The following is a 25,857-nucleotide window of genomic DNA, read 5'->3' as shown; positions in this document are numbered from 1 at the left end:
ATGAAGACGTCGGTGTGCAAGCGCGCCGGGGCATCCGGCCAGAATGAATTCAGGCGCGCCAGCGCCAACGCGCGACGGCCTTGATGATCGTCATTCCGGCTCGTTCGAGCCAATGCTTGCAGGGAACCACCACGTTTCTGTCTCGTTGAGGCGGATTGTCGGAGGAGTCCGGCGACATTAGCGCAGCGCCGTGAGCCGCGCAACCGCCGGGTAACAGCTCCCGCAGGTCGTCCACCACCAGGGCGGGTTCCTCTTCGGCGATGGGCCGGCCGTGGTTGTAGCCGTAGCTCAAGGCCACGCATTTCACCCCGGCGGCCTTGGCGGCCAGCACATCGTTGCGCGAGTCACCCACGAATAGCGCATCGCTCCGACTGACCCCAGTCATGTGCATCACGTGGAGCAGCGCTGCGGGATCGGGTTTCTGCTGCGGCAAGGTGTCGCCACCAATGATCAGCGGGAAGTAGCGGCCCAGTTTCATCTCGTCCAGCAGCGGGGCAACGAAGCGCTCCGGCTTGTTGGTGATGAGCGCCAGTTCCACTCCCATCTTCTGCAGCCACTTGAGGGTTTCCGCCACGCCCGGGTAGACCGTGGTGAGCGCATGACTCTCGGCATAGGCCTCCATGAACAGCTCCAGGCCCCGCTCGGCATCCACCTCGTGGACCGAGGCATGATCGATGTCGCCGGCCAGGGCCCGGCGCACCAGGACCCGTGCCCCATTGCCGACCCACTCGCGAACACGCTCAACCCCGGCCGCCGGGCGGCCCAGGGCGATCAGCATGCGGTCGATCGCGGCCGCCAGGTCGGGCACCGAATCCACCAGAGTGCCATCCAGGTCGAACATCACCAGGCGTGGCAGACGCCCTTCGAACAGCTGCTGCAGCACGCCCATGTCAGACCTGGGCCAGCTCGGCGCGCATGGCGGCAATGACTTCGGCGTAGTCCGGTGCGTTGAAGATGGCCGAGCCGGCGACGAAGGTATCGGCGCCCGCCGCGGCGATCTCGCGGATGTTCTTCACGTTCACGCCACCGTCGATTTCCAGGCGGATCTCACGGCCGGAAGCGTCGATCAGGGCACGGGCTTCGCGCAGCTTGTCGAGGGTGCCGGGGATGAACTTCTGCCCGCCGAAGCCAGGGTTGACGCTCATCAGGAGGATCATGTCGACCTTGTCCATCACGTACTTCAGCACGTCCAGCGGAGTGGCCGGGTTGAACACCAGACCGGCCTTGGCGCCACCGTCGCGGATCAGTTGCAGGGAACGGTCGATGTGCTCGGAGGCTTCCGGGTGGAAGGTGATGTAGGTGGCGCCAGCCTCGATGAAGTCGCCAATGATGCGGTCCACCGGCTTGACCATCAGGTGCGCGTCGATGGGGGCGGTGATGCCGTACTTGCGCAGGGCCGAGCAGACCATTGGGCCGATGGTCAGGTTGGGCACGTAGTGGTTGTCCATCACGTCGAAGTGAACGATATCGGCGCCGGCGGCGAGAACGTTCTCCACTTCTTCACCCAGGCGGGCGAAATCGGCGGAAAGGATCGACGGTGCGATGGCGAAAGGCTGCATGGCTGACCTCAGGGCAGAATCACGGTGGCGCGAATTGTAGCCGGGATGGATGGCGCGCGGGGATTCGACCGATGACTGAGGCGGGAGGCGAAAAAAGCCCGCCCGCACGGGGAGCGGGCGGGCGGAAAGGTGGAGAGTGTTATTCCGGCGTCGAGGTGCGCAGGCGCTCGCTGCGGCCCCGCAGCCATTCCAGCACCAGCAGCAGTGCGATGGAGAAGCCGATCAGCAGGGTTGCCGCTGCCGCGATGGTGGGACTCAGGTTCTCGCGGATGCCGCTGAACATCTGGCGCGGCAGGGTGGCCTGCTCGGGACCGGCGAGGAACAGGGTCACCACCACTTCGTCGAAGGAGGTGGCAAAAGCGAACAGCGCTCCCGAAATCACCCCCGGCGCGATCAGCGGCAGGGTCACCTTGAAGAAGGCGGTCAGCGGCGGCGCACCCAGGCTGGCTGCGGCGCGCACCAGGTTGTAATTGAAGCCCTGCAGGGTGGCCGACACCGTGATGATCACGAAGGGCACACCCAGCACCGCATGGACCAGGATCAGCGAGATGTAGCTGTTGCCAAGCCCCAGCGGCGCAAAGAACAGGTAGGCGGCAACACCGATGATCACCACTGGCACCACCATCGGCGAGATCAGCAGGCTCATCACCAGCGCCTTGCCGCGGAACTCGCCACGGGTCAGGCCGATGGACGCCAGGGTGCCGAAGACCATCGCCAGCACGGTGGCGGCCGGGGCGACGATCATGCTGTTGGTCAGCGAGCGCATCCACTCCGCCGAGTTGAAGAAGTCGGCGTACCAGCGCAGCGAGAAGCCCTGCAGCGGGTAGACCAGGAAGGTGCCGGAGTTGAACGACAGCGGCACGATCACCAGCACCGGCAGGATCAGGAACAGCAACACCAGGCCGCAGAGGACGCGCAGGGTGTAGTACCACACGCGCTCGACGGGGGACATGTAGGGACTCAGCATTTTCTTGTTCTCCTCAGCCCAGTCGCAGGCGGCCGGCGCCGACCAGCCAGGTGTAGACCACGTAGAGCACCAGGGTGGCGAACAGCAGCATGCCGCCCAGGGCCGTGGCCATGCCCCAGTTGATGGTGGTGTTGGTGAAGAAGGCGACGAAGTAGCTGACCATCTGGTCGTTCGGGCTGCCCAGCAGTGCCGGGGTGATGTAGTAGCCGATGGACAGGATGAAAACCAGCAGGCACCCGGCGCCGACACCGGCCACGGTCTGCGGGAAGTACACCTTCCAGAAACTGGCAAAGGGGTGGCAGCCGAGGGAGATCGCCGCCCGCATGTAGCTGGGGGAGATGCCCTTCATCACGCTGTAGATCGGCAGGATCATGAACGGCAGCATGATGTGCACCATCGCGATGTAGACGCCGGTGCGGTTGAACACCAATTGCAGCGGCTGATCGATCAGGCCCAGCTTGATCAGCGCGCCGTTGATCAGGCCGCCCGACTGCAACAGCACGATCCACGCCGCCACTCGCACCAGGATGGACGTCCAGAACGGCAGCAGCACCAGGATCATCAGCAGGTTGCTCTGGCGGGTTGGCAGGTTGGCCAACAGGTAGGCCAGCGGATAGGCCAGGAGCAGGCAGATCACGGTGATGATCGCGCCCATCCAGAAGGTACGGGCAAAGATGTCCAGGTAGATGGCCTGGTCCGGGGTCGCCGGCGCCAGCTCGCCCAGGTCGTCGATGCGATGGTCGAGGGCGGCCAGCAGGTAATAGGGGGTCAGGTGGCTTGCGTTGCGGCGGATCGCCTGCCAGTAAGCCGGGTCACCCCAGCGCTCGTCCAGGCTTTCCAGGGCGTCCTTGTAGGAGGCCGGCTCGGTCTTGAACGGCAGGGCGCGGGCGGTCTTGGCCATCAGGCTGCGATAGCCGGCCAGTTCCATGTTGAGGCGCTTGGACAGGTCACCAATGGTCTGGTTCTTGCGCGCGGCGGCGAGGTCTTCGGCCAGGGCCTTGTAGACCGGTTCAGCGGGCAGCGCCTTGCCGTCCCAGCTGGAAATGGCGTCGACGGTGCGCGGCATGGAGCCAACCACTTCCGGGTTGTTCACGCTCTTGTAGAGCAGCGCGGCGATGGGTACCAGGAAGGTCAGCAGAAGGAAAATCAGCAGCGGCAGGATCAGCGCCTGGGACTTCAGGCGGTTCATCCGCTCGGCTCGGGCGAGGCGCTGCTTGAGGCTGGGGCCGGCGACCTCGTTCAGGGGCACTGCAGTGGCCATGGCGAACTCCGTTGGAACAGGGTTGGACTTTCAGGCCTCTAGGGCCGGGTGAGGACGTCGTGACCTCACCCCAGCCCCTCTCCCGGAGGAGAGGGGTGGAGCAGGCAGCCTTACTTGGCCGCCCAGGCGTTGAAGCGCTGTTCCAGCTGCTCGCCGTAGTCAGCCCAGAAGGTGACGTCCATGGCGACCTGGTCCTTGATGTTCTCAGGCGTGGTCGGCATGTCCTTCAGCAGGCCCTTGTCCAGCAGCGGCACGGCCTGGGTGTTGGCCGGGCCGTAGGCGATGTTCTCGGAGTAGGTCTTCTGCTGCTCGGGCTTGACCGAGTAGGCGATGAATTCCTTGGCCTTCTCGGCATCCTTGGCGCCCTTCGGGATGGCCCAGGAATCGAAGTCGTAGATACCGCCGGTCCAGACGACTTTCAGGTTGCTCTCCTTCTGCACGGCGGCGATACGGCCGTTGTAGGCGGAGCTCATGACCACGTCACCCGAGGCGAGGAACTGCGGCGGCTGGGCGCCAGCTTCCCACCACTGGATGCTCGGCTTGATCTCGTCGAGCTTCTTGAAGGCGCGGTCCTGGCCTTCCTTGGTGGCCAGCACGCTGTAGACGTCCTTCGGCGCAACGCCGTCGGCCATCAGGGCGAATTCCAGGGTGTACTTGGCGCCCTTGCGCAGGCCGCGCTTGCCCGGGAATTTCTTCACGTCCCAGAAATCGGCCCAGCTGGTGGGGGCGGACTTCAGCTTGTCGGCGTTGTAGGCCAGCACGGTGGACCACACGAAGAAGCCGACGCCGCAGGGCTGGATGGCGCCGGGCACGTAGTCTTCCTGCTTGCCGAATTGAGCCGGATCGAGCTCCTCGAACAGGCCTTCATCGCAACCACGGGCCAGTTCGGGCGATTCCACTTCCACCAGGTTCCAGGAAACGCTGTTGGTGTCGACCATGGCCTTCACCTTGGCCATCTCACCGTTGTATTCGCCGGCGATGATCTTGTTGCCGGTGCTCTTCTGGTAGGGCTCGTAGAAGGCCTTCACCTGGGCATTCTTGTTGGCGCCACCAAAGGACACCACGGTCAGGTCGGCAGCCATGGCCTGGGCGGCGCAGGCCAACCCGAGGGCGATGGCGGTGAGTTTCAGGGATTTGGACATTGTTGTTTTCTCCACAGTGCAGGGTTGCTAAAGCCTTGGTGCCGTCGCGTCACTCGGCGATCAGCGGGTCCAGTGCGCGAACGTGCTCCACTTGCCAGCCGAGCGGCACCACGTCGCCTACCGCCAGAGCGGGGTCGAGCTCGGCAATGGGTTGCTTGACGAAAAAGTCGGGCTTGCCACAGACCTCGAAGCGAATACGCACGTGGTCACCGAGGTAGATGAACTCGACGACACGCCCGGAGAAGCGGTTGACGCAGCTCTCGCTGTGGCCGTTCAGGCGCACGCGCTCGGGACGGATCGACAGGGTCACCGGCTCGCCCGGCTTGCCGACATTGATGGCCAGCGCCTCGACCTTCTCGCCACGGGCCAGGCGCACAACGCATTTGTCGCCGTTGTGGCTTTCCAACTGGCCGTTGAGGCGGTTGTTCTCGCCGATGAAGTTGGCCACGAAGGTGTTTTTCGGCAGCTCGTAGAGTTCGCGCGGCGGGGCGATCTGCTGGATTTCGCCCTGGTGGAACACGGCAACCCGGTCAGACATGGTCAGGGCTTCGCCCTGGTCATGGGTCACGTACACCACGGTGACGCCCAGGCGCTCGTGGATGTGCTTGATCTCCATCTGCATGTGCTCGCGCAGCTGCTTGTCCAGTGCACCGAGGGGTTCGTCCATCAGCACCAGCTGGGGCTCGAACACCAGGGCGCGGGCCAGGGCCACGCGCTGCTGCTGGCCGCCGGAAAGCTGGCCGGGGTAGCGGTTGCGGAAGGCGTCCAGCTGGACCATGGACAGCGCGCGCTTGACCCGCTCGCTGGCGTCGGTCTTGCTCATGCCACGCACGGTGAGCGGGAACGCGAGGTTCTCGGCCACCGTCATGTGCGGGAAGAGCGCGTAGTTCTGGAACACCATGCCGATATCGCGCTTGTGCGGAGGCACGTTGTTGATGGAGCGACCGGCCAGAAGGATCTCGCCGCTGGTGGGGGTTTCGAACCCGGCGAGCATCATGAGGCTGGTGGTCTTGCCGGAGCCGGACGGCCCGAGCAGGGTGAGGAATTCGCCTTTGCGAATGTCCAGGTTGAGGTCTTTGACGATCAGGGTCTCGCCGTCGTAGCTCTTCTGTACGCCGCGAAAGCTGACCAGGATGTCGCTGCCTTGTGTCTCGGCCATAACCGCACCTTTGTTTTTGTGTCTGCCGTAGGGGAAAGCCTAGAGAAGGCCACAGACCACGCAAATCGGGCGGTATGAGAGATTGCTATAAGGCTTAGAGAGGATTTTTTGTAGGGATTCCCCTACAAATCGGAGCGGCGTTGTCGGACATTCACAGCAGCTTGTGCTCCACGGCGTACTTCACCAGGTCGGCGACCGAATGCAGCCCGAGTTTCTGCATCAGCCGCGCTTTGTGGGTGCTCACGGTCTTGTTGCTGACCGCCAGTTGCTGGGCGATTTCGTTGACGCCCTCACCCCGCACCAGACGCTCGAAGACCGAGAACTCCCGCTCCGAGAGCAGCGTGTGGGCCGGCCTGGCGTCTGTCAGACCGACTTCGAACACCATGCGGTCGGCCAGTTCCGGGTCGATGTAACGACCGCCCGAGGCCACCTTGCGGATGGCGGTGAGCAACAGCGCCGGATCGCTGTCCTTGGTGGCATAGCCGGCCGCGCCCATCTTCAGGGCCCGAGCCGCCATCTGCGCCTCGTCGTGCATGGACAGCACCAGCACCGCCGGAGGATTGGTCAGGGCACGGATCCGTGGAATCGCCTCCAGGCCGTTGACCCCTGGCATGGAGATATCCAGCAGCACCACCTCGCAGGCCGTATGCCGCAGGGCGTCCATCAGTTGCTCGCCGTTGCCGGCCTCGCCCGCCACGGACAGGTCCTTGGCCAGCCCGATCAATTGCTTGATGCCCTCGCGGACGATGGTGTGGTCTTCAGCCACCAGTACACGAATCACGCCACTTTCTCCTTATCCAGCGCCACGCGCACGGAGAGGGTGGTGCCCTCCCCCGGCTGGCTGTCGATCTGCAGGCTGCCCCCCAGCATCAGCACCCGCTCGCGCATCCCCACCAGGCCGAAGGAGCTGCCGCCCTTGGCGCTGGTGTCGAAACCCCGGCCATCATCGCTGATACGCAGGCAGAGCATGCCGTCTTCCTCACTGAGACAAACCGCAACAGTATGCGCCTCGGCATGGCGCATCACATTGGTCAGTGCCTCCTGCAATACCCGGAATAGCCCGACGGCCTTGGCATCGGACAGGCGCGGCACCAGCTCCGGCACCTCGACCAGGCAGGGAATCTGGGTGCGCGCCTCGAAGCGTCGGGCCTGCCATTCGATGGCGGAGGCAATGCCAGCGTCGAGAATCGGCGGACGCAGGGCGGTGGCCACGTCGCGGACCAGCTGGAAGAGCTGGGCGATCAGGCGCTTCATGCTGTCCAGGCGATCACGCAAGCCGGCATCGAGCTCGGCGAACGCCAGTTCGCACATGGAGGTCTCCAGCTTGAGTACCGTAAGCACCTGACCCAGTTCGTCATGCACCTCACGGGCGATACGTGCCTTCTCCTCCTCGCGCACGCTCTCCAGGTGAGCGGAAAGGTCCCGCAACTGGGCCCGGGAGGCGGCCAGCTCCAGTTCGATCTGCTTGTTGTCGGTGATGTCCCAGACCACGCCGTCCCAGACTGCGCGACCGTCGTCGAAGATCCGCGCACTGGCCTTGATATCGGCCCAGCGCACCTGGCCGTCGCGGGTGAGGATGCGGCCCTGCCAATGCCAATCACGATCGGCATCCAGTGCCGCCAGTTGGCTGGCCCAGTAACCATCACGGTCTTGCGGATGCACCAGGCCGCGAATGCCACGGCCGGTGTCCAGGAGCTCACTGGCGCTGTAGCCCACCAGACCCTCGCTGCCCTCGCCGATGAACGCGAAGGCGGAGGGCGCGCCGGCCGTGGGCCGCTCCAGGCGAAACACCAGGCCGGGCACGTTGGAAGCGATGCCCTTGAGGCGCGCCTCGCTCTCTTCCAGAGCCTCGCGGGAGCGGCGGCGTTCGGTGGCGTCGGAAAGGAACACCACCAGGTATTCCGATGAGCCGAAGCGCAGGAAACTCAGGGACACGTCTGCCGGCAGCCAGCGGCCATCGGGGCACAGGCAACGGGTCTCGAAACTGAGCGGTCCTTCGTCGCTGTTGCGGGCACGGCGCCAGAGATTGAGCCAGCGGTCCATGTTCAGTTCCGGCTGGAAATCCGCCAGGGGCCGGTCCGCCAGACTCCCCGGCGAGTAACCGAGCATCTGTTCGGCAGCGCGGTTGGCATAGCGCACGTGGCTGTCCCAGTTCACCCAGAGAATGCCCAAGGTGCTCTGGTCGATCGAGAACTGGGTGAGGCGCAAGGCCTCTTCGGCGGCATCTCGCAGCTGCAGGGCGTGGCGGGCATCCAGCAGTTGACGCTCCAGGCCCCGGCGCTGGCGGCGCAGCCAGGTGATGACGGCGGCGGCGGACAACAGCAATACACCGAGCAGGAAGCTGAGGTTCTGCCAGAAGCCGGCGGATTCGCCCAGGCGCGGATATTTGGCTTGCAGCCAGCGCTCGTGCAACTGATCGAGGTCCTTGGCCGGCAGGCCGCGCAGGGCGATGTCGATGATGGCCGCCAACTCCGGCCAGTCCCGCCGGGTGCCGACTCGCAGCAATTGCGGAAAACCGATGTCCCCCACCACCGCCAGCCCGGAGAATTCCTGCTCCCGGGACAAGCGGCTGAGCTGGGCTTCGTCCAGTACCGCGTAGCGCACCTGCTCGGATAGCAGCACCTGCAGGGCTTGGCGCTCACTGTCCATGGGCTTGAGATTGAGGTTGGTATAGGTGGAACTCAGGTAATCGAATACGGCACTGGGATGGCGCAGGGCGACGGGCGAAGTGGCATCCAGTTGCTCCAGGTCCAACGCCGCCGCGCCGTCGCGCTCGCCCACCAATAGCTGCGAAACACGCAAGTACGGGTCGGAAAATAGCCAAAGACGAAGGCCGGCGGGCGTCTGGACAAGGCCGGGCGCGAGGTCGATCTGCCCGGCCCGCAGGGCCTGTTCGAGCTCGCCCTGACTGTCGTAGGTGCGCCAGACCAGCTCGACGCCCAGGTCCCGGGCCAGCCAGTTCATCAGTTCCGCATTGGCGCCGGATAGCTGCTGCAGGCGGCGATCCAGCTGGACGTAGGGCGCCTGCAACACGGCGCCCACCCGGAGCTGGCCATGATTTTCCAACCACTGCCGCTGGTTCTCGTCCAGGGGCAACCGGTTCGGCGCTGCCAGGACGGGAATCGCCAGGCAGCAGGCGAACAGCAGGGAAAGGAACGCACGAATCATCGAAAGCCAACCGCAGTCTGGAAAACAGCCGACATACCTTACTCCAGCCGTGGCAAACCATGCGAAGGCTCGGCCTGACAAATGCCGGGCGAGCCATTAGGCTCCAGTTTCCCCGCTCGACCAGGAACCCCCAGATGTCTCGCGCCTATCGTCCTTCCCTAGTGGCCCTCTGCCTCGCCCTGCTGCCCGCCTCACCTGCCGTATTCGCGGAGGAGCAGGCAGCCGAACCGGCCAAGGAGCCGGCGCCGATAGTCGAACGGGCCGCACTGGAGGAGCGCAGCCAGGAGGAGGCGAGCGGCCTGGAGCGACGGTTGCCGCCCCGGGAGCAGCAGCACTTGAAGGCGGGCGAGGAAGGCTTCCTGGCCCTCTGGCAACCGGCGAATGTGGGCGAGCCCAACGGGCTGGTGATTCTCCTGCCTGGCGACGGCGAAAGCGCGGACTGGCCGGAGGCCATTGGACCGCTGCGGCGCCGGCTGCCCAATTCCGGCTGGAGCACCCTGAGCCTGAGCCTTCCCGACCCCAGCGGCGATCCACTGCCGCCGCGCCCGGTGAAGGCTGAAGAGCCCAGCAAGGCGGAGCCTGCCGTCAGCCCCGAACAAGCCGAGGAAGAGGGCCCGGCCAATACCGAACAGGCCGGCAGCGCCGAACCCAGTACGGACCCGGCGCCTCCGCCACTCTCCCGCGATGCCATCCAGAAAGCGCAGACCGACCGGGTCTTTGCCCGGATCGAGGCGGCACTGGCCTTCGCCCGCCAGCAGAAGCCGAAGTCCATCGTGCTGCTGGGCCACGGCACTGGCGCGTACTGGGCGGTGCAGTACCTCTCAACCGAGGACCCCAAGGACGTGCGCAACCTGCTGCTGGTGGCCGCAGAACTGCCCACCGGCTACGAGCCCGCCTTGGAGGATTCACTGCCGGCACTGAAACTGGCCACTGGCGACTTCTACTACAAGGACCAGCCTGCGGACCGCGACTCCGCCCTCCGCCGCCTGCACGCGAGCAAGCGGCAAAAGCATCCGGCCTACATCCAGATCGCCATGAAGGGGCTGCCCGCCGATCGGGTCACCGAGCAGGAACAACTGATCCGTCGCGTTCGCGGCTGGCTGAGCCTGCATCTGACAGCGGATGGCCAGTCGCCAGACAGCTGATCGGCGCCGACCGCCTCAAAAACTCACCTCCACTCTCAGCGGAAGCCGTGGCGCTCGCGGATCAGCTGGTAGGCGTTGTGCAATTCGCGAGTGCGGTCGGTGGCGGCGCGCACCACCGCCGGGCCTGCACCGGAGCCGGCGAGCTTGTCCGGATGGTTCTGACTGAGCAGGCGGCGATAGGCACGCTTGATGACGGCCGGCTCGCAATCGGCGGTCACCCCCAGCAATGCGAGCGCCTCCTTGTAGCTGTTGCCACGCCTGGGCGGCAGCCCCTGGGGCGTGTCGTACCCCGCGCCAAGCGCTTCCACCCGGGACGCCGACAAGCCGAGCCAATGGCCCCACTTCAAGATGAGCTCGCGTTCGTGCCGGCCGATCCGGCTATCGGCCGCGGCCATCTGCCAGCAGCTGCGCAACAGGCGCTCTGCGGCAGGGTGGTCGTCCTTCAGTTGGTGCAGGCTGGAATGCAGGTCGTCAGCGCCACCCTTGCCACGGTTGAAGGCGGCGATGGCGCGGCGTTTGCCGGCCTCGTCCAGCCCCAGCCGCTTCATCTCCGAGCGTGCCTGCTGGATGTGGGCTTCCCGCACCCGCCCATCACTCTTGGCCAGCCGCCCGAGGAGGATGAACAACAGGTCCTGCTGGTCGATGGCCGGCTCGCCCCGTATCCGGGCGCGCAGCGCGGCCCAGGAGTCCAACGCCAAGCGCCGATCCAGCACGTGCCCCAGCAACCCGCCGAGCAACGCGCCGGGGATGTTCGCCAGGGCGAATCCGGCGACAACGCCGATCAGGGTGGCCGGCCAGAGCAACTCAGGCCTCCGCCATCAGCAGGCGTTCGACTTCGGCCAGGCGCTCATGGGTACCGACATCCACCCAGCGACCGGCGAAATGCTCGCCGCTCACCTGGCCGGCCGCCATGGCCTGACGCAACAACGGCGCCAGTTTGAACGCGCCCTCCTGGCAACCCCCGAACAGACGCGGATGCAACACGGCGATGCCGCTGTAGGTCAGGCTGGGCTTTCCCTCTACCGCATCACTCACGCGGCCGTCTGCCAGACGGAAGTCACCGTGCGGATGGTGCGCCGGGTTGTCCACCAGCACCAGGTGGGCCAGGCCATCCAGGGGCAGACGCGGGCGGCTGAAGTCGAACTCGGTCCAGACATCGCCATTGACCACCAGGAAAGGCTCGTCTCCCAGCAGCGGCAGGGCGCGGAAGATGCCACCGCCGGTTTCCAGGGGCTCCCCTTCAGGGGAATAGCGGATGGAGAGGCCGAAGCGCGTACCGTCGCCCAGGTGATCCTCGATCTGCTGGCCGAGCCAGGCGTGATTGATCACCAACTCGCGAAAGCCGGCTTCAGCCAGGGCGCGAAGGTGGAACTCGATCAGCGGGGTACCAGCGGCACGAACCAGCGGCTTGGGGGTGTGCAGGGTAAGGGGGCGCATGCGCTCGCCCTTGCCGGCGGCAAGGATCATCGCCTTCATTCGGGCAGGACCTCCAGCAGCGGCATGCCGGCCAGCAAGGTGCCCAGTTCGGCCAGTTCCGGCCTGCGCGCGACCACCGCTTCTATATAAGAGAAGAAGCGCGGCACATCATCCAGGTACTTGGGCTTGCCGTCGCGATGGCAGATGCGCGCGAAGATACCGATGACCTTGAGGTGGCGCTGCACCCCCATCAGGTCGCTGGCGCGGTGGAACTCGGCGAAATCGGCCTGAACCGGAATCCCGGCTGCCCGCGCCCTTTGCCAATAGCGCTCCAGCCAAGCGGCAACACGCTCTTCGGGCCAGCTGAGGAAGGCATCCTTGAACAGGCAGGTGACGTCGTAGGTGACGGGACCGTATACCGCGTCCTGGAAGTCCAGCACGCCGGGGTTGGGGGCGCTCAGCATCAGGTTGCGCGGCATGTAGTCCCGATGCACCAGTACTTTCGGCTGAGCCAGGGCGCTGTCGATCAGCAGGTTGGAAATGCGCTCCCAGGCGGCCAGTCGCTCGCCCTCGAGCTCGATACCGAGGTGGCGCTGCAGGTACCACTCGGGGAAGAGTTGCAGCTCGCGGCGCATGAGGGCGTCGTCATAGTGAGGCATCGGGACGTCGAGGCTGCGCTTCTGGAACGTCAGCAGAGCCTCCAGGGCATCGTCGAACAGCGCATCGGCGTTGTCGGGATCGATCACGTCGAGGTAGGTCTGGCGGCCCAGGTCATCGAGAATCAGGAAGCCCTGCTCCACGTCCGCGGCGAGGATGCGCGGTACGTGCACACCGGCTTCGGCGAGCATGCCTGCCACTTTCACGAAAGGGCGGCAATCCTCGCGGGGCGGCGGGGCGTCCATCAGGATCAGCGTGCGGCCTTCCGCCTCCCAGCGGAAGTAGCGGCGAAAGCTGGCGTCGCTGCTGGCCGGAACCAACGTCGCGGCCGGCACGGGGCCCCAGCCTTCGGCAGTGAACAGGGTGGGCAACTGCTGGTCCAGCCATTGGCTCAGCTGCTGAAGGCGCAGGTCTTCGTGATGCATCGGGGGGGTCTCCGGCGGCGCTAGCCGTTGTGCGGGTCATGCTTTATTATCCAGCATCTTTTTCAGCCCATCGAGAGGCGTGCGGCCCAGCGGGCCGAAGGCGCGCAGGAAGCCCGGACTAACAAGATGGCAGTAACATCCCCCGCGTTTCGTAAAAAATTCCCCCTGCTGGTGACCGGCAGCCTGCTGGCCCTTCAGCCAGTAGCCACTTCCTTCGTCGTCGCAGCTGAGCAGTTCGACTGCCAGGCATCCGCCACTGGCGGCTGGGCGTGCGCGCCCAAGGCCAACGCTGAAAAGCTGCCACCGCGCCCGGTACACAGTGCCGGCGCCGTGAGTTCGACCATCGGCGCCGCGCCCCAGGCCGTAGAAGGCCAGGCCGCAGGCGAAGGCAGCAAGGCCACTTTGGTCACCGAAGCTGGTGGCAAAGGACTGGCATCCCGCAGCGCCGACTACAGTCACCTCGACTGGGTGCCACGCGAGAAGCTCACCCCCGCCCAACTGGCCGAGACGGGTCCCTATTGCGCCGGCGCGTATATCGAGCCGCCACGCCCGGGCATGAACGACAAAACCCCGATGGAAGATGCGCCGACCTACATTTCCGCCAAAGCCTCGCGCTATGAGCAGGAAAAGCAGATCGCCACTCTCGCCGGTGACGTGGTCCTTCGTCAGGGCAGCATGCAGGTGGAGGCCGACGAGGCCAACCTGCATCAGGCTGAAAACCGCGGTGAACTGGTCGGCAACGTCAAGCTGCGTGACAAGGGCGCCCTGGTGGTCGGCGACAACGCCGAACTGCAACTGGACAACGGCGAAGCCAAGATCGACAACGCCGAGTATGTCCTGCACCAGTCCCATACCCGCGGCAACGCGCTTTATGCCAAGCGCCAGGAAGATGCCGTCATCCGCCTGAAGGATGGCACCTACACCCGCTGCGAACCGGGCGACAACGCCTGGCACCTGAAGGGCAATAACATCACGCTGAACCCGGCCACGGGCTTCGGCACCGCGACGAACGTCACCCTGCGGGTCAAAGACCTTCCGGTGTTCTACACGCCGTACATCTACTTCCCGATCGACGACCGTCGCCAGTCCGGCTTCCTGCCGCCGACCATCGGCAGCAACAGCGATACCGGCTTCCTGCTGGTCACGCCGTACTACTTCAACCTGGCGCCTAATTACGACGCCACCCTGTACCCGCGCTACATGGCCAAGCGCGGCCTGATGATGGAAGGCGAATTCCGCTACCTGACCAAAAGCAGCGAAGGCCAACTGGGCGCCGCTTACCTCAATGACAAGGAAGACGAGCGCGAGCTCATGTCCGAGTTCGAAGAGAAGCGCTGGCTCTATAACTGGAAGCACACCGGCGGTCTGGACTCGCGCTTGCTGACCGAGGTCGACTACACCGACATCAGCGACCCGTACTACTTCGAGGATCTGGATACTGACCTCGATGTCGACAGACCGACTTACGTCAACCAGCGCGGCACCCTGACCTATCGCGGCGACAACTACACCGCGAAGCTGAACGCCCATGCCTACGAGCTGGCAACCATTACCGATATCACGCCATATGATCGCCTGCCGCAGATTACCCTGGACGGCAAGTTGCCCTTCCAGCCGGGCGGACTGAACTTCGCCTACAAGACCGAGTTCGTGCGTTTCGACCGCAACCTGCGCGAAGGCAATTTCTTCGACATCGATGGCAATCCGTCGCCCTGGAACGACAACAATATCCGAGGCTTGGCACGCTCCAACGGCGACCGCACCCATCTTGAGCCGGGAGTCAGCCTGCCGATGGCCTGGACCTGGGGCTTCTTGAAGCCACAGGTCAAGTACGCCTACACCCAGTACGATCTGGACCTCGACCAGCGCGGCAAGAACACCCTGCTGGCCGAACAAACCTTCCACAGCAGCCAGGACCGTCAGGTGCCGATCTACAGCGTCGACAGCGGCCTTTACTTTGATCGCAAGACCCAGTTCTTTGGCAAGAACTACACCCAGACCCTGGAACCGAGGCTGTTTTACCTGTACGTGCCGGAAGAGGACCAGACCGATATTCCGGTGTTCGACACCGGCGAGTACACCTTCAGCTACGCGTCGCTGTTCCGTGACAACCGCTTCTCCGGACGCGACCGCATCGGCGACGCCAACCAGGTATCCCTCGGGGCGACCAACCGCTGGATCGAGTCCAACGGATTCGAACGTCAGCGCTTCAGCATCGGCCAGGCCTTCTATTTCCAGGACCGCAAGGTGCAGCTGCCGGGTGTCGACTTCCATGATCGCCCCGACGCCCAGGCGTCCGTTTCACCCTATGCGATGGATTACCTGTACCGCTTCAACCGCGACTGGCGCCTAAATTCGACCTTCAACTGGGATCCGGATACCCATCACACCCGCTCAGGCAGCGCAATGTTCCACTACCAGCCTGAAGACAACCCGAACAAGGTGGTCAACGCCGGCTACCGCTACCGCAACGACACCATCCGCTTCGACCAGACGACCGGTCAGTGGAATTTCAACAACGACTTCGGCACGCCGGGCACCCCAGGCTTCATCAAGGACTACTACAAGATCAGCCAGCACGACTTCTCCGTCATCTGGCCGGTGGTCCCGCAGTGGAGTGCCATTGCCCGCTGGCAGTACGACTACAATCGCGACCGTACCCTGGAAGCCTTCGGTGGCTTCGAGTACGACAGCTGCTGCTGGAAGCTGCGCCTGATCAACCGCTACTGGGTCAACTACGACGAGTTCGACCAGAACCCGTCCAGCACAAACGAAAGCGGCGACCGTGGGATCTTCCTGCAGATCGTCCTCAAGGGCCTCGGCGGCATCGTCGGCAACAAGGCCGAAGGCTTCCTGGAAAAAGGTATTCAAGGTTACCGTGAACGTGAAGACCAAGCTCTCTGATTGTCTGCGCCCGCTGTTGTTGGGCGCCCTGCTCCTCGGCGGCCTCGCGCACGCCGAGGTTCACTCCATCGACCGAGTTGTCGCCATCGTCGACAACGACGTGATCATGCAGAGCCAGCTGGACCAGCGCCTGCGCGAAGTGCAACAGACCATCGCCAAGCGCGGCGCGTCGCTGCCGCCCGAGCATGTGCTCAGCCAGCAGGTGCTGGAACGCCTGATCATCGAGAACATTCAGCTGCAGATCGGTGACCGCTCCGGTATCCGCATCGCCGACGAAGAACTGAACCAGGCCATCGCAGCCATCGCCCAGCGCAATGGCATGACGATTGACCAGTTCCGCGCCGCCCTGGGCCGGGATGGCCTGTCCTTTGATGACGCCCGTGACCAGGTACGCCGCGAGATGATCATCAGCCGCGTGCGCCAGCGCCGCGTGGCCGAGCGCATCCAAGTCACCGACCAGGAAGTGCAGAACTTCCTCGCCTCCGACATGGGCAAGATGCAGCTGTCGGAAGAGTTCCGCCTCGCGAACATCCTGATCCCGGTCCCGGAAGGCTCCTCCCCCAGCACCATCCAGGCTGCCGAGCGGCAGGCGCAGGAGCTCTACCAGCAGCTCCAGCAGGGCGCCGACTTCGCCCAGTTGGCCATCTCCCGCTCCGCCGGCGAGACCGCCCTGGAAGGCGGCGAGATCGGCTGGCGCAAGGCTGCCCAGTTGCCCCCGCCGTTCGACGGCATGATCAGCGCCCTGTCCGTGGGCGAGGTGACTGAGCCAGTCCGCACTCCGGGCGGCTTCATCATTCTCAAGCTGCTGGACAAGCGCGGCGGCGATGCCATGGTTCGCGACGAAGTGCATGTGCGCCACATCCTGCTCAAGCCGAGCGAGATTCGCAGCGAAGCGGAAACCAAGCGCTTGGCCGAACGCCTCTACGAGCGCATCCAGTCCGGCGAAGACTTCAGCGAGCTGGCCAAGAGCTTCTCCGAAGACCCGGGCTCTGCCCTCAACGGTGGCGACCTGAACTGGATCGACCCCAACGCCCTGGTGCCGGAATTCCGCGAAGTCATGGCCCAGACCCCGGCCGGCAAGCTCTCCAAGCCGTTCAAGAGCCAATACGGCTGGCACGTACTGGAAGTACTGGGTCGTCGCGCTACCGACAGCAGCGAGAAGTTCCGCGAACAGCAGGCCATCAACATCCTGCGCAATCGCAAATATGACGAGGAACTGCAGACCTGGCTGCGCCAGATCCGCGACGAGGCCTACGTCGAAACCAAGCTGTAATCTGTCCGGGTCTCAGTCCAGCGCGCTGGCGGTACAATCACCGCCATCGCGCTGGACACCACGCAAGGACCCGGAATGAAACCTCTCCGCTTCGCCCTCACCCCAGGTGAACCCGCCGGCATCGGCCCCGACCTCTGCCTGCTCCTCTCCCGCTCCGCCCAGCCCCACGCCCTGATCGCCATTGCCAGTCGCAGCCTGCTCGAACAGCGCGCCGCCGAGTTGAGCCTGTCGATTCAGCTGATCGAAGTCACCCCGACCGCCCTTCCCGACACCCCAGCTCCCGCCGGCAGCCTCTACGTCTGGGATACGCCGCTGCGAGCTTCGACCCGGCCCGGCGAGCTCGAGCCGGCCAATGCCGACTATGTACTGGAAACCCTGACCCGAGCCGGCCAGGGCTGCATGGATGGCCTGTTCGCCGGGATGATCACCGCTCCGGTGCACAAGGGGGTGATCAACGAAGCGGGCATCGCGTTCTCCGGGCACACCGAGTTCCTCGCGGAACTGACGGCCACTCGCCAGGTGGTGATGATGCTGGCCACCCGGGGCCTGCGCGTGGCCCTGGTGACCACGCACCTGCCCCTCAAGGACGTGGCCACAGCCATCACCCCCGAGCGACTGCAGCGGGTCAGCCGAATCCTTCACGCCGATCTGGTGAGCAAGTTCGGCATCGCCAACCCGCGTATCCTGGTCTGCGGCCTCAACCCCCACGCTGGCGAGGGCGGCCATCTGGGCCGTGAGGAACTGGAGATCATCGAACCCACGCTGGAAGGCCTGCGCGCTGAAGGTTTGGACCTCGTGGGTCCGCTGCCGGCCGATACACTGTTCACGCCCAAGCACCTGGACCACTGCGACGCAGTGCTCGCCATGTACCACGACCAGGGACTGCCGGTGCTCAAGTACAAAGGATTTGGCGCGGCGGTGAACGTCACCCTGGGCCTGCCGATCATCCGTACGTCGGTGGACCACGGCACAGCGCTGGACCTGGCCGGTACCGGCCGTATCGATTGCGGCAGCCTGGAAGTCGCCCTGGAAACCGCGTACCAGATGGCGACCAGCAGCCGCTGAGCGGGATGCCTGAGAGAACCTCAGGCGCGAAAGGCGTCGGACGCCGCAGTTTCGGCCTTGGTGGCGCAATGCTGTAAACTGCGCGCCTTTCCCCGCTTTCAGCTTCGAGCCTCACGCTTCAAGCTGCTCCACCTGGAGCCTTTGATGTCTGAACACTACCAACACCGCGCGCGCAAGCGTTTTGGCCAGAACTTCCTGCACGACGCGGGCGTCATCCACCGCATCCTGCGCAGCATCCACGCCCGTGCCGGCGAACGCCTGCTGGAGATTGGCCCGGGCCAGGGCGCCCTGACCGAGGGCCTGCTGGGCAGTGGTGCCCAACTCGACGTGGTCGAGCTGGACCTGGACCTCATCCCAATCCTCCAGCACAAGTTCGGCCAGTTGCCGAACTTCCGCCTCAACCAGGGCGACGCGCTGAAATTCGATTTCCGCCAGCTGGATGCCGAACCGCACAGCCTGCGGGTCGTGGGCAACCTGCCGTACAACATCTCCACGCCGCTGATCTTTCACCTGCTGGACCACGCGGACCTGATCCGCGACATGCATTTCATGCTGCAGAAGGAAGTGGTCGAGCGCCTGGCCGCCGAGCCAGGCGGCGGAGACTGGGGCCGGTTGTCGATCATGGTTCAGTACCACTGCCGCGTGGAGCACCTGTTCAACGTCGGCCCGGGCGCCTTCAACCCGCCGCCCAAGGTGGACTCGGCCATCGTCCGTCTGGTGCCCCATGAAGTGGTGCCCCATCCGGCCCAGGATGTCGCCCTGCTGGAGCGCGTCGTGCGCGAGGCGTTCAATCAGCGCCGCAAGACCCTGCGCAACACCCTCAAGGGTCTGCTGGACGCTGCCGCCATTGAGGCTGCGGGTGTCGACGGCGGCCTGCGCCCGGAGCAGCTCGACCTGGCCGCGTTCGTCCGCCTGGCCGATCAATTGGCCACTACCGGCCCAAGGCCCTAGACTCCAATTCCAGTAATTCGAGAACCTTCGCGTGTCCGATCCCCGCTACAAGGTCGACGTCAGCGTCGCCACCCGCTTCCTCCCGGACCAGTCGCAGCCGGATGAGAACCGCTTTGCCTTCGCCTACACCGTCACCATCCAGAACAACGGCGAACTGCCGGCCAAACTGCTGACCCGCCACTGGGTGATCACCGACGGCGACGGCCACGTGCAGGAAGTTCGCGGCGCCGGCGTTGTCGGCCAGCAGCCCCTGATCGCTCCGGGCGCCAGCCACACCTACACCAGCGGGACCGTGATGGCGACCCGCGTCGGCAGCATGCAGGGCAGCTACCAGATGGTCGCCGACGACGGCAAGCACTTCGATGCCATCATCGCCCCCTTCCGCCTCGCCGTTCCCGGCTCCCTGCACTGAGAGAGACCCGCATGACGGCTTACGCAGTAGGCGACCTCCAAGGCTGCCTGGACCCTCTGAAATGTCTCCTGGAGCAGGTCCGTTTCGACCCGGCGAAGGACGAACTCTGGCTGGTGGGCGACCTGGTCAACCGTGGCCCCAAGTCCCTCGAAACCCTGCGCTTCCTCTACTCCATACGGGAATCGCTGGTCTGCGTGCTCGGCAATCATGACCTGCACCTGCTCGCCGCCGCCCACAACATCGAGCGGTTGCGCAAGGCGGACACCCTGCGCGAGATCCTCGACGCACCGGACTGTGCCGAACTGCTCGACTGGCTGCGCCGGCAGAAACTCCTGCATTACGACGAGCAACGTGACGTTGTCCTGGTTCATGCCGGCATTCCGCCCCAGTGGTCGCTGAAGAAAGCCCTGAAGCGCGCCGCCGAGGTAGAGGAAGCCCTGCAGGACGATGCCCGCCTGCCGCTCTACCTCGACGGCATGTACGGCAACGAGCCGGTCAAATGGGACGGAAACCTGCACGGCGCGGCGCGCCTGCGGGTCATCACCAACTATTTCACCCGCATGCGTTTCTGCCGTGCCGACGGCACCCTGGACCTGAAGTCCAAGGAAGGCCTGGACACGGCTCCGCCCGGCTTCGCCCCCTGGTTCAGCTACCCCGAGCGCAAGACCCGTGGGCAGAAAATCATCTTCGGCCACTGGGCGGCCCTGGAAGGCCAGTGCGACGAACCCGGCCTGTTCGCCCTCGACACCGGCTGCGTCTGGGGCGGCGCCATGACCCTTCTGAACATCGACAGCGGCGAGCGCATCAGTTGCAGCTGCGAGGAGTACCGCCATGAGTGAATTCCAACGCATCGCCCCGGAACAGGCCCAGGCCCTGCGCGAACAGGGCGCGGTGGTGGTCGACATCCGCGACCCGCAGAGCTTCGCCCTCGGCCACATCAGCGGCTCGCACCACCTGGACAACTACTCACTGGCGGACTTCATCGCCCGTGCCGACTTCGACAAGCCACTGATCGTGGCCTGCTACCACGGCAACTCCAGCCAGGGCGCGGCCGCCTATCTCGCGCATCAGGGCTTCTCGGAGGTCTATAGCCTGGATGGCGGCTTCGAACTCTGGCGCAGCGTCTATCCCGGCGAAGTTGCCCAGGGCAGCACCGAGTAAAATTTTTTTACGAGAGGCGCGAGCCCGCGCCGCCTCTGGGCTGGCGCCTCCTCTCCGACGGACGGTAATCCCCTGTTATCGTCCCGTCATGCTTGACCTTGCCGATAACGAACTACTCTTAGCTCAGGCCATCCAAAAAAGGGGAGAGCCGGTACACCGGTTCCGGGCCATCGGCAGCGACCATTCAGGTGTTCTGGGGGACTTTCATCAGCCGACCTTCTCCGGCTGACTGCCCGCACCCGCACAACCGACCCCCGCGCCGGCTACCCGATTCCAGCGAGGTGACGTCATGAGCATTTTCAGCCACTTCCAACAACGCTTCGAAGCTAGTCGCCAGGAAGAATATTCCCTGCAGGAATATCTTGAGCTCTGCAAGCAGGACCGTAGTGCCTATGCCAGCGCGGCGGAACGCATGCTCCTGGCCATTGGCGAACCGGAGCTGCTGGATACTTCGCTGGACCCCAGGCTCTCGCGGATCTTCTCCAACAAGGTGATCCGCCGCTACCCCGCCTTCGCCGACTTCCACGGCATGGAAGAATGCATCGACCAGATCGTCGCGTTCTTCCGCCATGCCGCCCAGGGCCTTGAGGAGAAGAAACAGATCCTCTACCTGCTGGGCCCGGTAGGCGGTGGCAAGTCGTCCCTGGCGGAAAAGCTGAAGCAACTCATGGAGCACGTGCCCTTCTATGCGATCAAGGGCTCTCCGGTGTTCGAGTCGCCACTCGGCCTGTTCAATCCTGACGAGGATGGCGCGATTCTCGAAGAGGAATACGGCATCCCGCGGCGCTACCTGCGCACCGTGATCTCGCCCTGGGCCACCAAGCGCCTGAACGAGTTCGGCGGCGATATCAGCAAGTTCCGCGTGGTCAAGCTGTACCCGTCGATCCTCAACCAGACCGCCATCGCCAAGACCGAGCCGGGCGACGAGAACAACCAGGACATTTCCTCCCTGGTGGGCAAGGTGGATATCCGCAAGCTCGAAGAATTCCCGCAGAACGACGCCGACGCCTACAGCTATTCGGGCGCCCTGTGCCGGGCCAACCAGGGCCTGATGGAATTCGTCGAGATGTTCAAAGCGCCGATCAAGGTGCTGCACCCGTTGCTGACCGCAACCCAGGAAGGCAACTACAACAGCACCGAGGGCCTGGGCGGGCTGCCGTTCAGCGGCATCATCCTGGCCCACTCCAACGAATCGGAATGGCACAGCTTCCGCAACAACAAGAACAACGAGGCGTTCATCGACCGGATCTACATCGTCAAGGTGCCCTACTGCCTGCGGGTCACCGACGAGATCAAGATTTACGACAAGCTGCTGGCCAACAGCTCCCTGGCCCATGCGCACTGCGCGCCGGACACCCTGCGCATGCTGGCCCAGTTCTCCGCCCTGTCGCGACTGAAAGAGCCGGAGAACTCCAACATCTATTCGAAGATGCGCGTCTATGACGGCGAGAACCTCAAGGACACCGATCCCAAGGCCAAGTCGATCCAGGAATACCGCGACTCCGCAGGCGTGGACGAAGGCATGAACGGCCTGTCGACCCGCTTCGCCTTCAAGATCCTGTCCAAGGTGTTCAACTTCGACCCCCACGAGGTGGCCGCCAACCCGGTGCACCTGCTCTACGTCCTCGAGCAGCAGATCGAGCAGGAACAGTTCCCGGCCGAAACCCGCGAACGCTACCTGCGCTACATCAAGGAATACCTGGCGCCGCGCTACATCGAGTTCATCGGCAAGGAGATCCAGACCGCCTACCTCGAGTCCTACAGCGAATACGGCCAGAACATCTTCGACCGTTACGTGCTGTATGCGGACTTCTGGATCCAGGACCAGGAATACCGCGACCCGGAAACCGGCGAGATCCTCAATCGGGTGGCCCTGAACGAGGAGTTGGAAAAGATCGAGAAGCCCGCCGGCATCAGCAACCCGAAGGACTTCCGCAACGAGATCGTCAACTTCGTGCTGCGCGCCCGGGCCAACAACAACGGCAAGAACCCGAGCTGGCTCAGCTACGAGAAGCTGCGCGTGGTCATCGAGAAGAAGATGTTCTCCAACACCGAGGACCTTCTGCCGGTCATCAGCTTCAATGCCAAGGGCAGTAAAGAGGAGCAGCAGAAACACAACGACTTCGTCAAACGCATGGTCGAGCGCGGCTACACGGAGAAGCAGGTACGCCTGCTGTCCGAATGGTACCTGCGGGTCCGCAAGTCGCAGTAAAACAGTCTCAAGCTGCAAGTCTGGAGCAAGCCCGCCGGAGGCGCCGTTTCGTACGACGTCCTCCGCGCCTTGCAGCCTGAAGCTCCCCGGAGGGGTCTATGAGCTATGTCATCGACAGGCGTTTGAACGGCAAGAACAAGAGCACGGTGAACCGCCAGCGGTTCCTGCGGCGTTACCGCGAGCACATCAAGAAGGCCGTGGAAGAGGCCGTAAGTCGCCGTTCCATCACCGACATGGAGCACGGTGAACAGATCAGCATCCCTGGCAGAGACATCGACGAGCCCATCCTTCACCACGGTCGCGGTGGTCGGCAGACCATCGTCCACCCTGGCAACAAGGAATTCACGGCCGGCGACCGCATCCCCCGTCCGTCCGGCGGCGGTGGCGGCCGAGGCGGCGGCAAGGCCAGCAACCAGGGCGAAGGGATGGATGACTTCGTCTTCCAGATCACTCAGGAAGAGTTCCTCGACTTCATGTTCGAGGACCTGGAACTGCCCAACCTGGTCAAACGTCACCTCACCGGTGCCGACACCTTCAAGACAGTGCGCGCTGGCATCAGCAACGAAGGCAGCCCTTCGCGCATCAACATCGTCCGCACTCTGCGCTCGGCCCATGCCCGGCGCATCGCCCTCTCCGGGAGCAGCCGCACCAAGCTCAAGGAAGCCAAGGCTGAGCTGGAACGCCTGAAACGGGAAGAGCCGGACAACTTCGGCGATATCCAGGAAATGGAAGCCGAAATCGCAAGACTTCGTGCAAGGATCGAGCGAGTTCCCTTCCTCGACACCTTCGACCTCAAGTACAACCTGCTGGTCAAGCAGCCCAACCCCTCGTCCAAGGCGGTGATGTTCTGCCTGATGGACGTTTCCGGCTCCATGACCCAGGCCACCAAGGACATCGCCAAGCGCTTCTTCATCCTGCTCTACCTCTTCCTGAAGCGGAACTACGACAAGATCGAGGTCGTGTTCATCCGCCACCACACCAGCGCCCGCGAAGTGGATGAGGAAGAGTTCTTCTACTCCCGGGAAACCGGCGGGACCATCGTCTCCAGCGCCCTCAAGCTGATGCAGGAGATCATGGCCGCGCGCTACCCCATCAACGAGTGGAACATTTATGCCGCCCAGGCCTCGGACGGCGACAACTGGAATGACGATTCCCCCATCTGCAGGGATATCCTGATCAAGCAGATCATGCCGTTCGTGCAGTACTACACCTACGTCGAGATCACGCCTCGGGAGCACCAGGCGCTGTGGTACGAATACGAACAGGTCTGCGAGCTGTTCGACGATACCTTCGCCCAGCAGCAAATCGTCTCGGCGTCGGATATCTACCCGGTGTTCCGCGAGCTCTTCCAGCGCCGGCTGGTGACCTGAGGGGAGGCGTGACATGACTGCCAGCAAGAAGGAACGCAAACCGATTTCCACGGGGTCCGAATGGACCTTCGACCTGATCCGGGCCTACGACCGTGAGATCAGCCGGATTGCCGAGCGTTATGCACTGGACACCTATCCGAACCAGATCGAGGTGATCAGTGCCGAGCAGATGATGGACGCCTACGCCTCGGTGGGCATGCCCATCGGCTATCACCACTGGTCCTACGGCAAGCACTTCCTCGCCACCGAGAAGGGGTATTCCCGCGGCCAGATGGGCCTGGCCTACGAGATCGTGATCAACTCCGATCCGTGCATCGCCTACCTGATGGAGGAAAACACCATCACCATGCAGGCCCTGGTCATCGCCCACGCCTGCTACGGCCACAACAGCTTCTTCAAGGGCAACTACCTGTTCCGCACCTGGACCGACGCCAGCTCCATCATCGACTACCTGGTGTTCGCCAAGCAGTACATCAACCAGTGCGAGGAGCGGCACGGCATCGATGCCGTGGAAGACCTGCTGGACTCCTGCCACGCCCTGATGAACTACGGCGTCGACCGCTACAAGCGCCCCTACCCCATCTCGGCGGAGGAAGAGCGGCGCCGGCAGAAAGAGCGCGAGGAGCACCTGCAGAAGCAGATCAACGACCTCTGGCGCACCATTCCCAAGGGCACTGGCAAGGGCGGCGAAAAGGACAACCAGCGCTTCCCGGCCGAACCCCAGGAAAACATCCTCTACTTCATCGAGAAGCACGCACCGCTGCTGGAGCCCTGGCAGCGTGAAGTGGTGCGCATCGTGCGCAAGATCGCCCAGTACTTCTACCCGCAACGTCAGACCCAGGTGATGAACGAGGGCTGGGCCACCTTCTGGCACTACACCCTGCTCAATGATCTATACGACGAAGGCCTGGTTACCGACGGCTTCATGATGGAGTTCCTCCAGTCCCACACCAGCGTGGTCTACCAGCCGGCCTTCGACAGCCCCTACTACAGCGGGATCAACCCCTATGCCCTGGGTTTCGCCATGTACCGCGACATCCGCCGCATCTGCGAAGACCCCACGGAAGAAGACAAGCACTGGTTCCCGGACATCGCCGGCAGCGACTGGCTGTCCACCCTCAAGTTCGCCATGAAGAGCTTCAAGGACGAGAGTTTCATCCTGCAGTTCCTCTCGCCCAAGGTCATCCGCGACCTCAAGCTGTTCAGCGTCCTCGACGACGACCAGAAGGACGAATTGCTGGTTCCGGCCATCCACGATGAGCAGGGCTACCGCATGATCCGCGAAACCCTTGCCTCCCAGTACAACCTGGGCAACCGCGAGCCCAATGTGCAGATCTGGAGCGTCGACCGCCGTGGCGACCGCTCCCTGACCCTTCGCCACCAGCAACACGACCGCAAACCCCTGGGCGACTCCACCGACGAAGTGCTCAAGCACCTGCACCGCCTGTGGGGCTTCGATATCCACCTGGAAACCCGCCAGGGTGAACAGATCACCGGGAGCCACCATGTCCCCCCAAAGGGGGAACGCACTGAGGACGGGGAATACCCACGCCTGGACCTGATCATTCCACCCATTTGATCGGTTGCCTCCATGCCCGGCCAGCCCGAGC

The 25,857-nt window shown here is 64.1% G+C and carries 22 protein-coding genes; 11 read left to right on the top strand and 11 right to left on the bottom strand.

Annotation, left to right across the window (positions count from 1 at the left end; all coding sequences use genetic code 11):
* Positions 1–49 precede the first annotated feature (49 nt).
* The 8 genes from TQ98_RS01965 to TQ98_RS01930 form a co-directional block, all read right to left on the bottom strand.
* Complete coding sequence (locus tag TQ98_RS01965) at positions 50–889, bottom strand: phosphoglycolate phosphatase (protein ID WP_044871277.1); 840 nt, start codon at positions 887–889, stop codon at positions 50–52.
* A gap of 1 nt (position 890) precedes the next feature.
* Positions 891–1,559 (bottom strand): ribulose-phosphate 3-epimerase, encoded by a 669-nt coding sequence (rpe, locus tag TQ98_RS01960; protein ID WP_044871276.1) that lies wholly within the window; start codon positions 1,557–1,559, stop codon positions 891–893.
* A 139-nt stretch (positions 1,560–1,698) separates the two neighbouring features.
* A complete protein-coding gene (locus TQ98_RS01955) occupies positions 1,699–2,526 on the bottom strand; it encodes an ABC transporter permease (protein WP_044871275.1) in 828 nt (275 codons plus the stop codon).
* A gap of 13 nt (positions 2,527–2,539) precedes the next feature.
* The gene (locus TQ98_RS01950) at positions 2,540–3,787 is read right to left on the bottom strand and encodes an ABC transporter permease (protein WP_044871274.1); all 1,248 of its coding nucleotides are present in this window, start codon (positions 3,785–3,787) and stop codon (positions 2,540–2,542) included.
* Between the two features lie 110 nt (positions 3,788–3,897).
* A complete protein-coding gene (locus tag TQ98_RS01945; RefSeq protein ID WP_044871273.1) occupies positions 3,898–4,929 on the bottom strand; it encodes an ABC transporter substrate-binding protein in 1,032 nt (343 codons plus the stop codon).
* A gap of 49 nt (positions 4,930–4,978) precedes the next feature.
* The gene (locus TQ98_RS01940; protein WP_044871272.1) at positions 4,979–6,088 is read right to left on the bottom strand and encodes an ABC transporter ATP-binding protein; all 1,110 of its coding nucleotides are present in this window, start codon (positions 6,086–6,088) and stop codon (positions 4,979–4,981) included.
* 151 nt (positions 6,089–6,239) lie between these two features.
* Positions 6,240–6,869, bottom strand: coding sequence for a response regulator transcription factor (locus tag TQ98_RS01935; RefSeq protein ID WP_044871271.1), 630 nt, complete (start codon positions 6,867–6,869; stop codon positions 6,240–6,242).
* Positions 6,866–9,256 (bottom strand): sensor histidine kinase, encoded by a 2,391-nt coding sequence (locus TQ98_RS01930; protein WP_103102847.1) that lies wholly within the window; start codon positions 9,254–9,256, stop codon positions 6,866–6,868. The genes TQ98_RS01935 and TQ98_RS01930 overlap by 4 nt, the downstream gene beginning before the upstream one ends.
* 134 nt (positions 9,257–9,390) lie before the next feature.
* On the opposite strand from TQ98_RS01930, the gene TQ98_RS01925 reads away from it, so the two are divergent.
* Positions 9,391–10,401, top strand: coding sequence for an alpha/beta hydrolase family protein (locus tag TQ98_RS01925; RefSeq protein ID WP_044871268.1), 1,011 nt, complete (start codon positions 9,391–9,393; stop codon positions 10,399–10,401).
* A 35-nt stretch (positions 10,402–10,436) separates the two neighbouring features.
* On the opposite strand, the gene TQ98_RS01920 is transcribed toward TQ98_RS01925, so the two are convergent.
* The 3 genes from TQ98_RS01920 to TQ98_RS01910 are packed head-to-tail and all read right to left on the bottom strand — an operon-like array spanning position 10,437 to position 12,899.
* Positions 10,437–11,204 carry a TerB family tellurite resistance protein gene (locus TQ98_RS01920; RefSeq protein ID WP_044871267.1) on the bottom strand — a complete coding sequence of 256 codons (768 nt, stop codon included), beginning with the start codon at positions 11,202–11,204 and terminating at the stop codon, positions 10,437–10,439.
* Position 11,205: 1 nt separating this feature from the next.
* On the bottom strand, positions 11,206–11,877 hold the full coding sequence (gene murU, locus TQ98_RS01915) for an N-acetylmuramate alpha-1-phosphate uridylyltransferase MurU (RefSeq protein WP_044871266.1): 672 nt from the start codon (positions 11,875–11,877) through the stop codon (positions 11,206–11,208).
* The gene (locus tag TQ98_RS01910; protein ID WP_044871265.1) at positions 11,874–12,899 is read right to left on the bottom strand and encodes a phosphotransferase; all 1,026 of its coding nucleotides are present in this window, start codon (positions 12,897–12,899) and stop codon (positions 11,874–11,876) included. The genes murU and TQ98_RS01910 overlap by 4 nt, the downstream gene beginning before the upstream one ends.
* A 126-nt stretch (positions 12,900–13,025) precedes the next feature.
* Here TQ98_RS01910 and TQ98_RS01905 point away from each other — a divergent pair, with 126 nt between their 5' ends.
* From TQ98_RS01905 to TQ98_RS01860, 10 genes are all read left to right on the top strand, one after another.
* The gene (locus TQ98_RS01905) at positions 13,026–15,803 is read left to right on the top strand and encodes an LPS-assembly protein LptD (RefSeq protein WP_044871264.1); all 2,778 of its coding nucleotides are present in this window, start codon (positions 13,026–13,028) and stop codon (positions 15,801–15,803) included.
* Positions 15,784–17,076, top strand: coding sequence for a peptidylprolyl isomerase (locus tag TQ98_RS01900; RefSeq protein ID WP_103103121.1), 1,293 nt, complete (start codon positions 15,784–15,786; stop codon positions 17,074–17,076). The genes TQ98_RS01905 and TQ98_RS01900 overlap by 20 nt, the downstream gene beginning before the upstream one ends.
* A 75-nt stretch (positions 17,077–17,151) precedes the next feature.
* Positions 17,152–18,141 (top strand): 4-hydroxythreonine-4-phosphate dehydrogenase PdxA, encoded by a 990-nt coding sequence (gene pdxA, locus TQ98_RS01895; RefSeq protein ID WP_044871262.1) that lies wholly within the window; start codon positions 17,152–17,154, stop codon positions 18,139–18,141.
* A 144-nt stretch (positions 18,142–18,285) separates the two neighbouring features.
* Positions 18,286–19,092, top strand: a complete 807-nt coding sequence (gene rsmA / locus TQ98_RS01890) for a 16S rRNA (adenine(1518)-N(6)/adenine(1519)-N(6))-dimethyltransferase RsmA (RefSeq protein WP_044871261.1) — start codon at positions 18,286–18,288, stop codon at positions 19,090–19,092.
* Between the two features lie 31 nt (positions 19,093–19,123).
* Complete coding sequence (apaG, locus tag TQ98_RS01885) at positions 19,124–19,504, top strand: Co2+/Mg2+ efflux protein ApaG (protein ID WP_044871260.1); 381 nt, start codon at positions 19,124–19,126, stop codon at positions 19,502–19,504.
* An 11-nt stretch (positions 19,505–19,515) separates the two neighbouring features.
* Positions 19,516–20,343 (top strand): symmetrical bis(5'-nucleosyl)-tetraphosphatase, encoded by an 828-nt coding sequence (locus TQ98_RS01880; RefSeq protein WP_044871259.1) that lies wholly within the window; start codon positions 19,516–19,518, stop codon positions 20,341–20,343.
* Positions 20,336–20,665 carry a thiosulfate sulfurtransferase GlpE gene (gene glpE / locus TQ98_RS01875; RefSeq protein ID WP_044871258.1) on the top strand — a complete coding sequence of 110 codons (330 nt, stop codon included), beginning with the start codon at positions 20,336–20,338 and terminating at the stop codon, positions 20,663–20,665. The genes TQ98_RS01880 and glpE overlap by 8 nt, the downstream gene beginning before the upstream one ends.
* 289 nt (positions 20,666–20,954) lie before the next feature.
* On the top strand, positions 20,955–22,877 hold the full coding sequence (locus TQ98_RS01870; RefSeq protein WP_044871257.1) for a PrkA family serine protein kinase: 1,923 nt from the start codon (positions 20,955–20,957) through the stop codon (positions 22,875–22,877).
* A 98-nt stretch (positions 22,878–22,975) separates the two neighbouring features.
* Entirely contained in the window at positions 22,976–24,247 is a 1,272-nt protein-coding gene (locus TQ98_RS01865; protein WP_044871256.1) for a YeaH/YhbH family protein, read from the top strand.
* Positions 24,248–24,260: 13 nt separating this feature from the next.
* Entirely contained in the window at positions 24,261–25,826 is a 1,566-nt protein-coding gene (locus TQ98_RS01860; protein ID WP_044871255.1) for a SpoVR family protein, read from the top strand.
* Positions 25,827–25,857 lie beyond the last annotated feature (31 nt).

Origin of the sequence: Pseudomonas sp. LFM046, from assembly GCF_000949385.2 — a bacterium.
GTDB lineage: Bacteria > Pseudomonadota > Gammaproteobacteria > Pseudomonadales > Pseudomonadaceae > Metapseudomonas.
The sequence above is the reverse complement of the archived record's forward strand: the minus strand, read 5'-3'. Positions and strand labels throughout refer to the sequence as shown.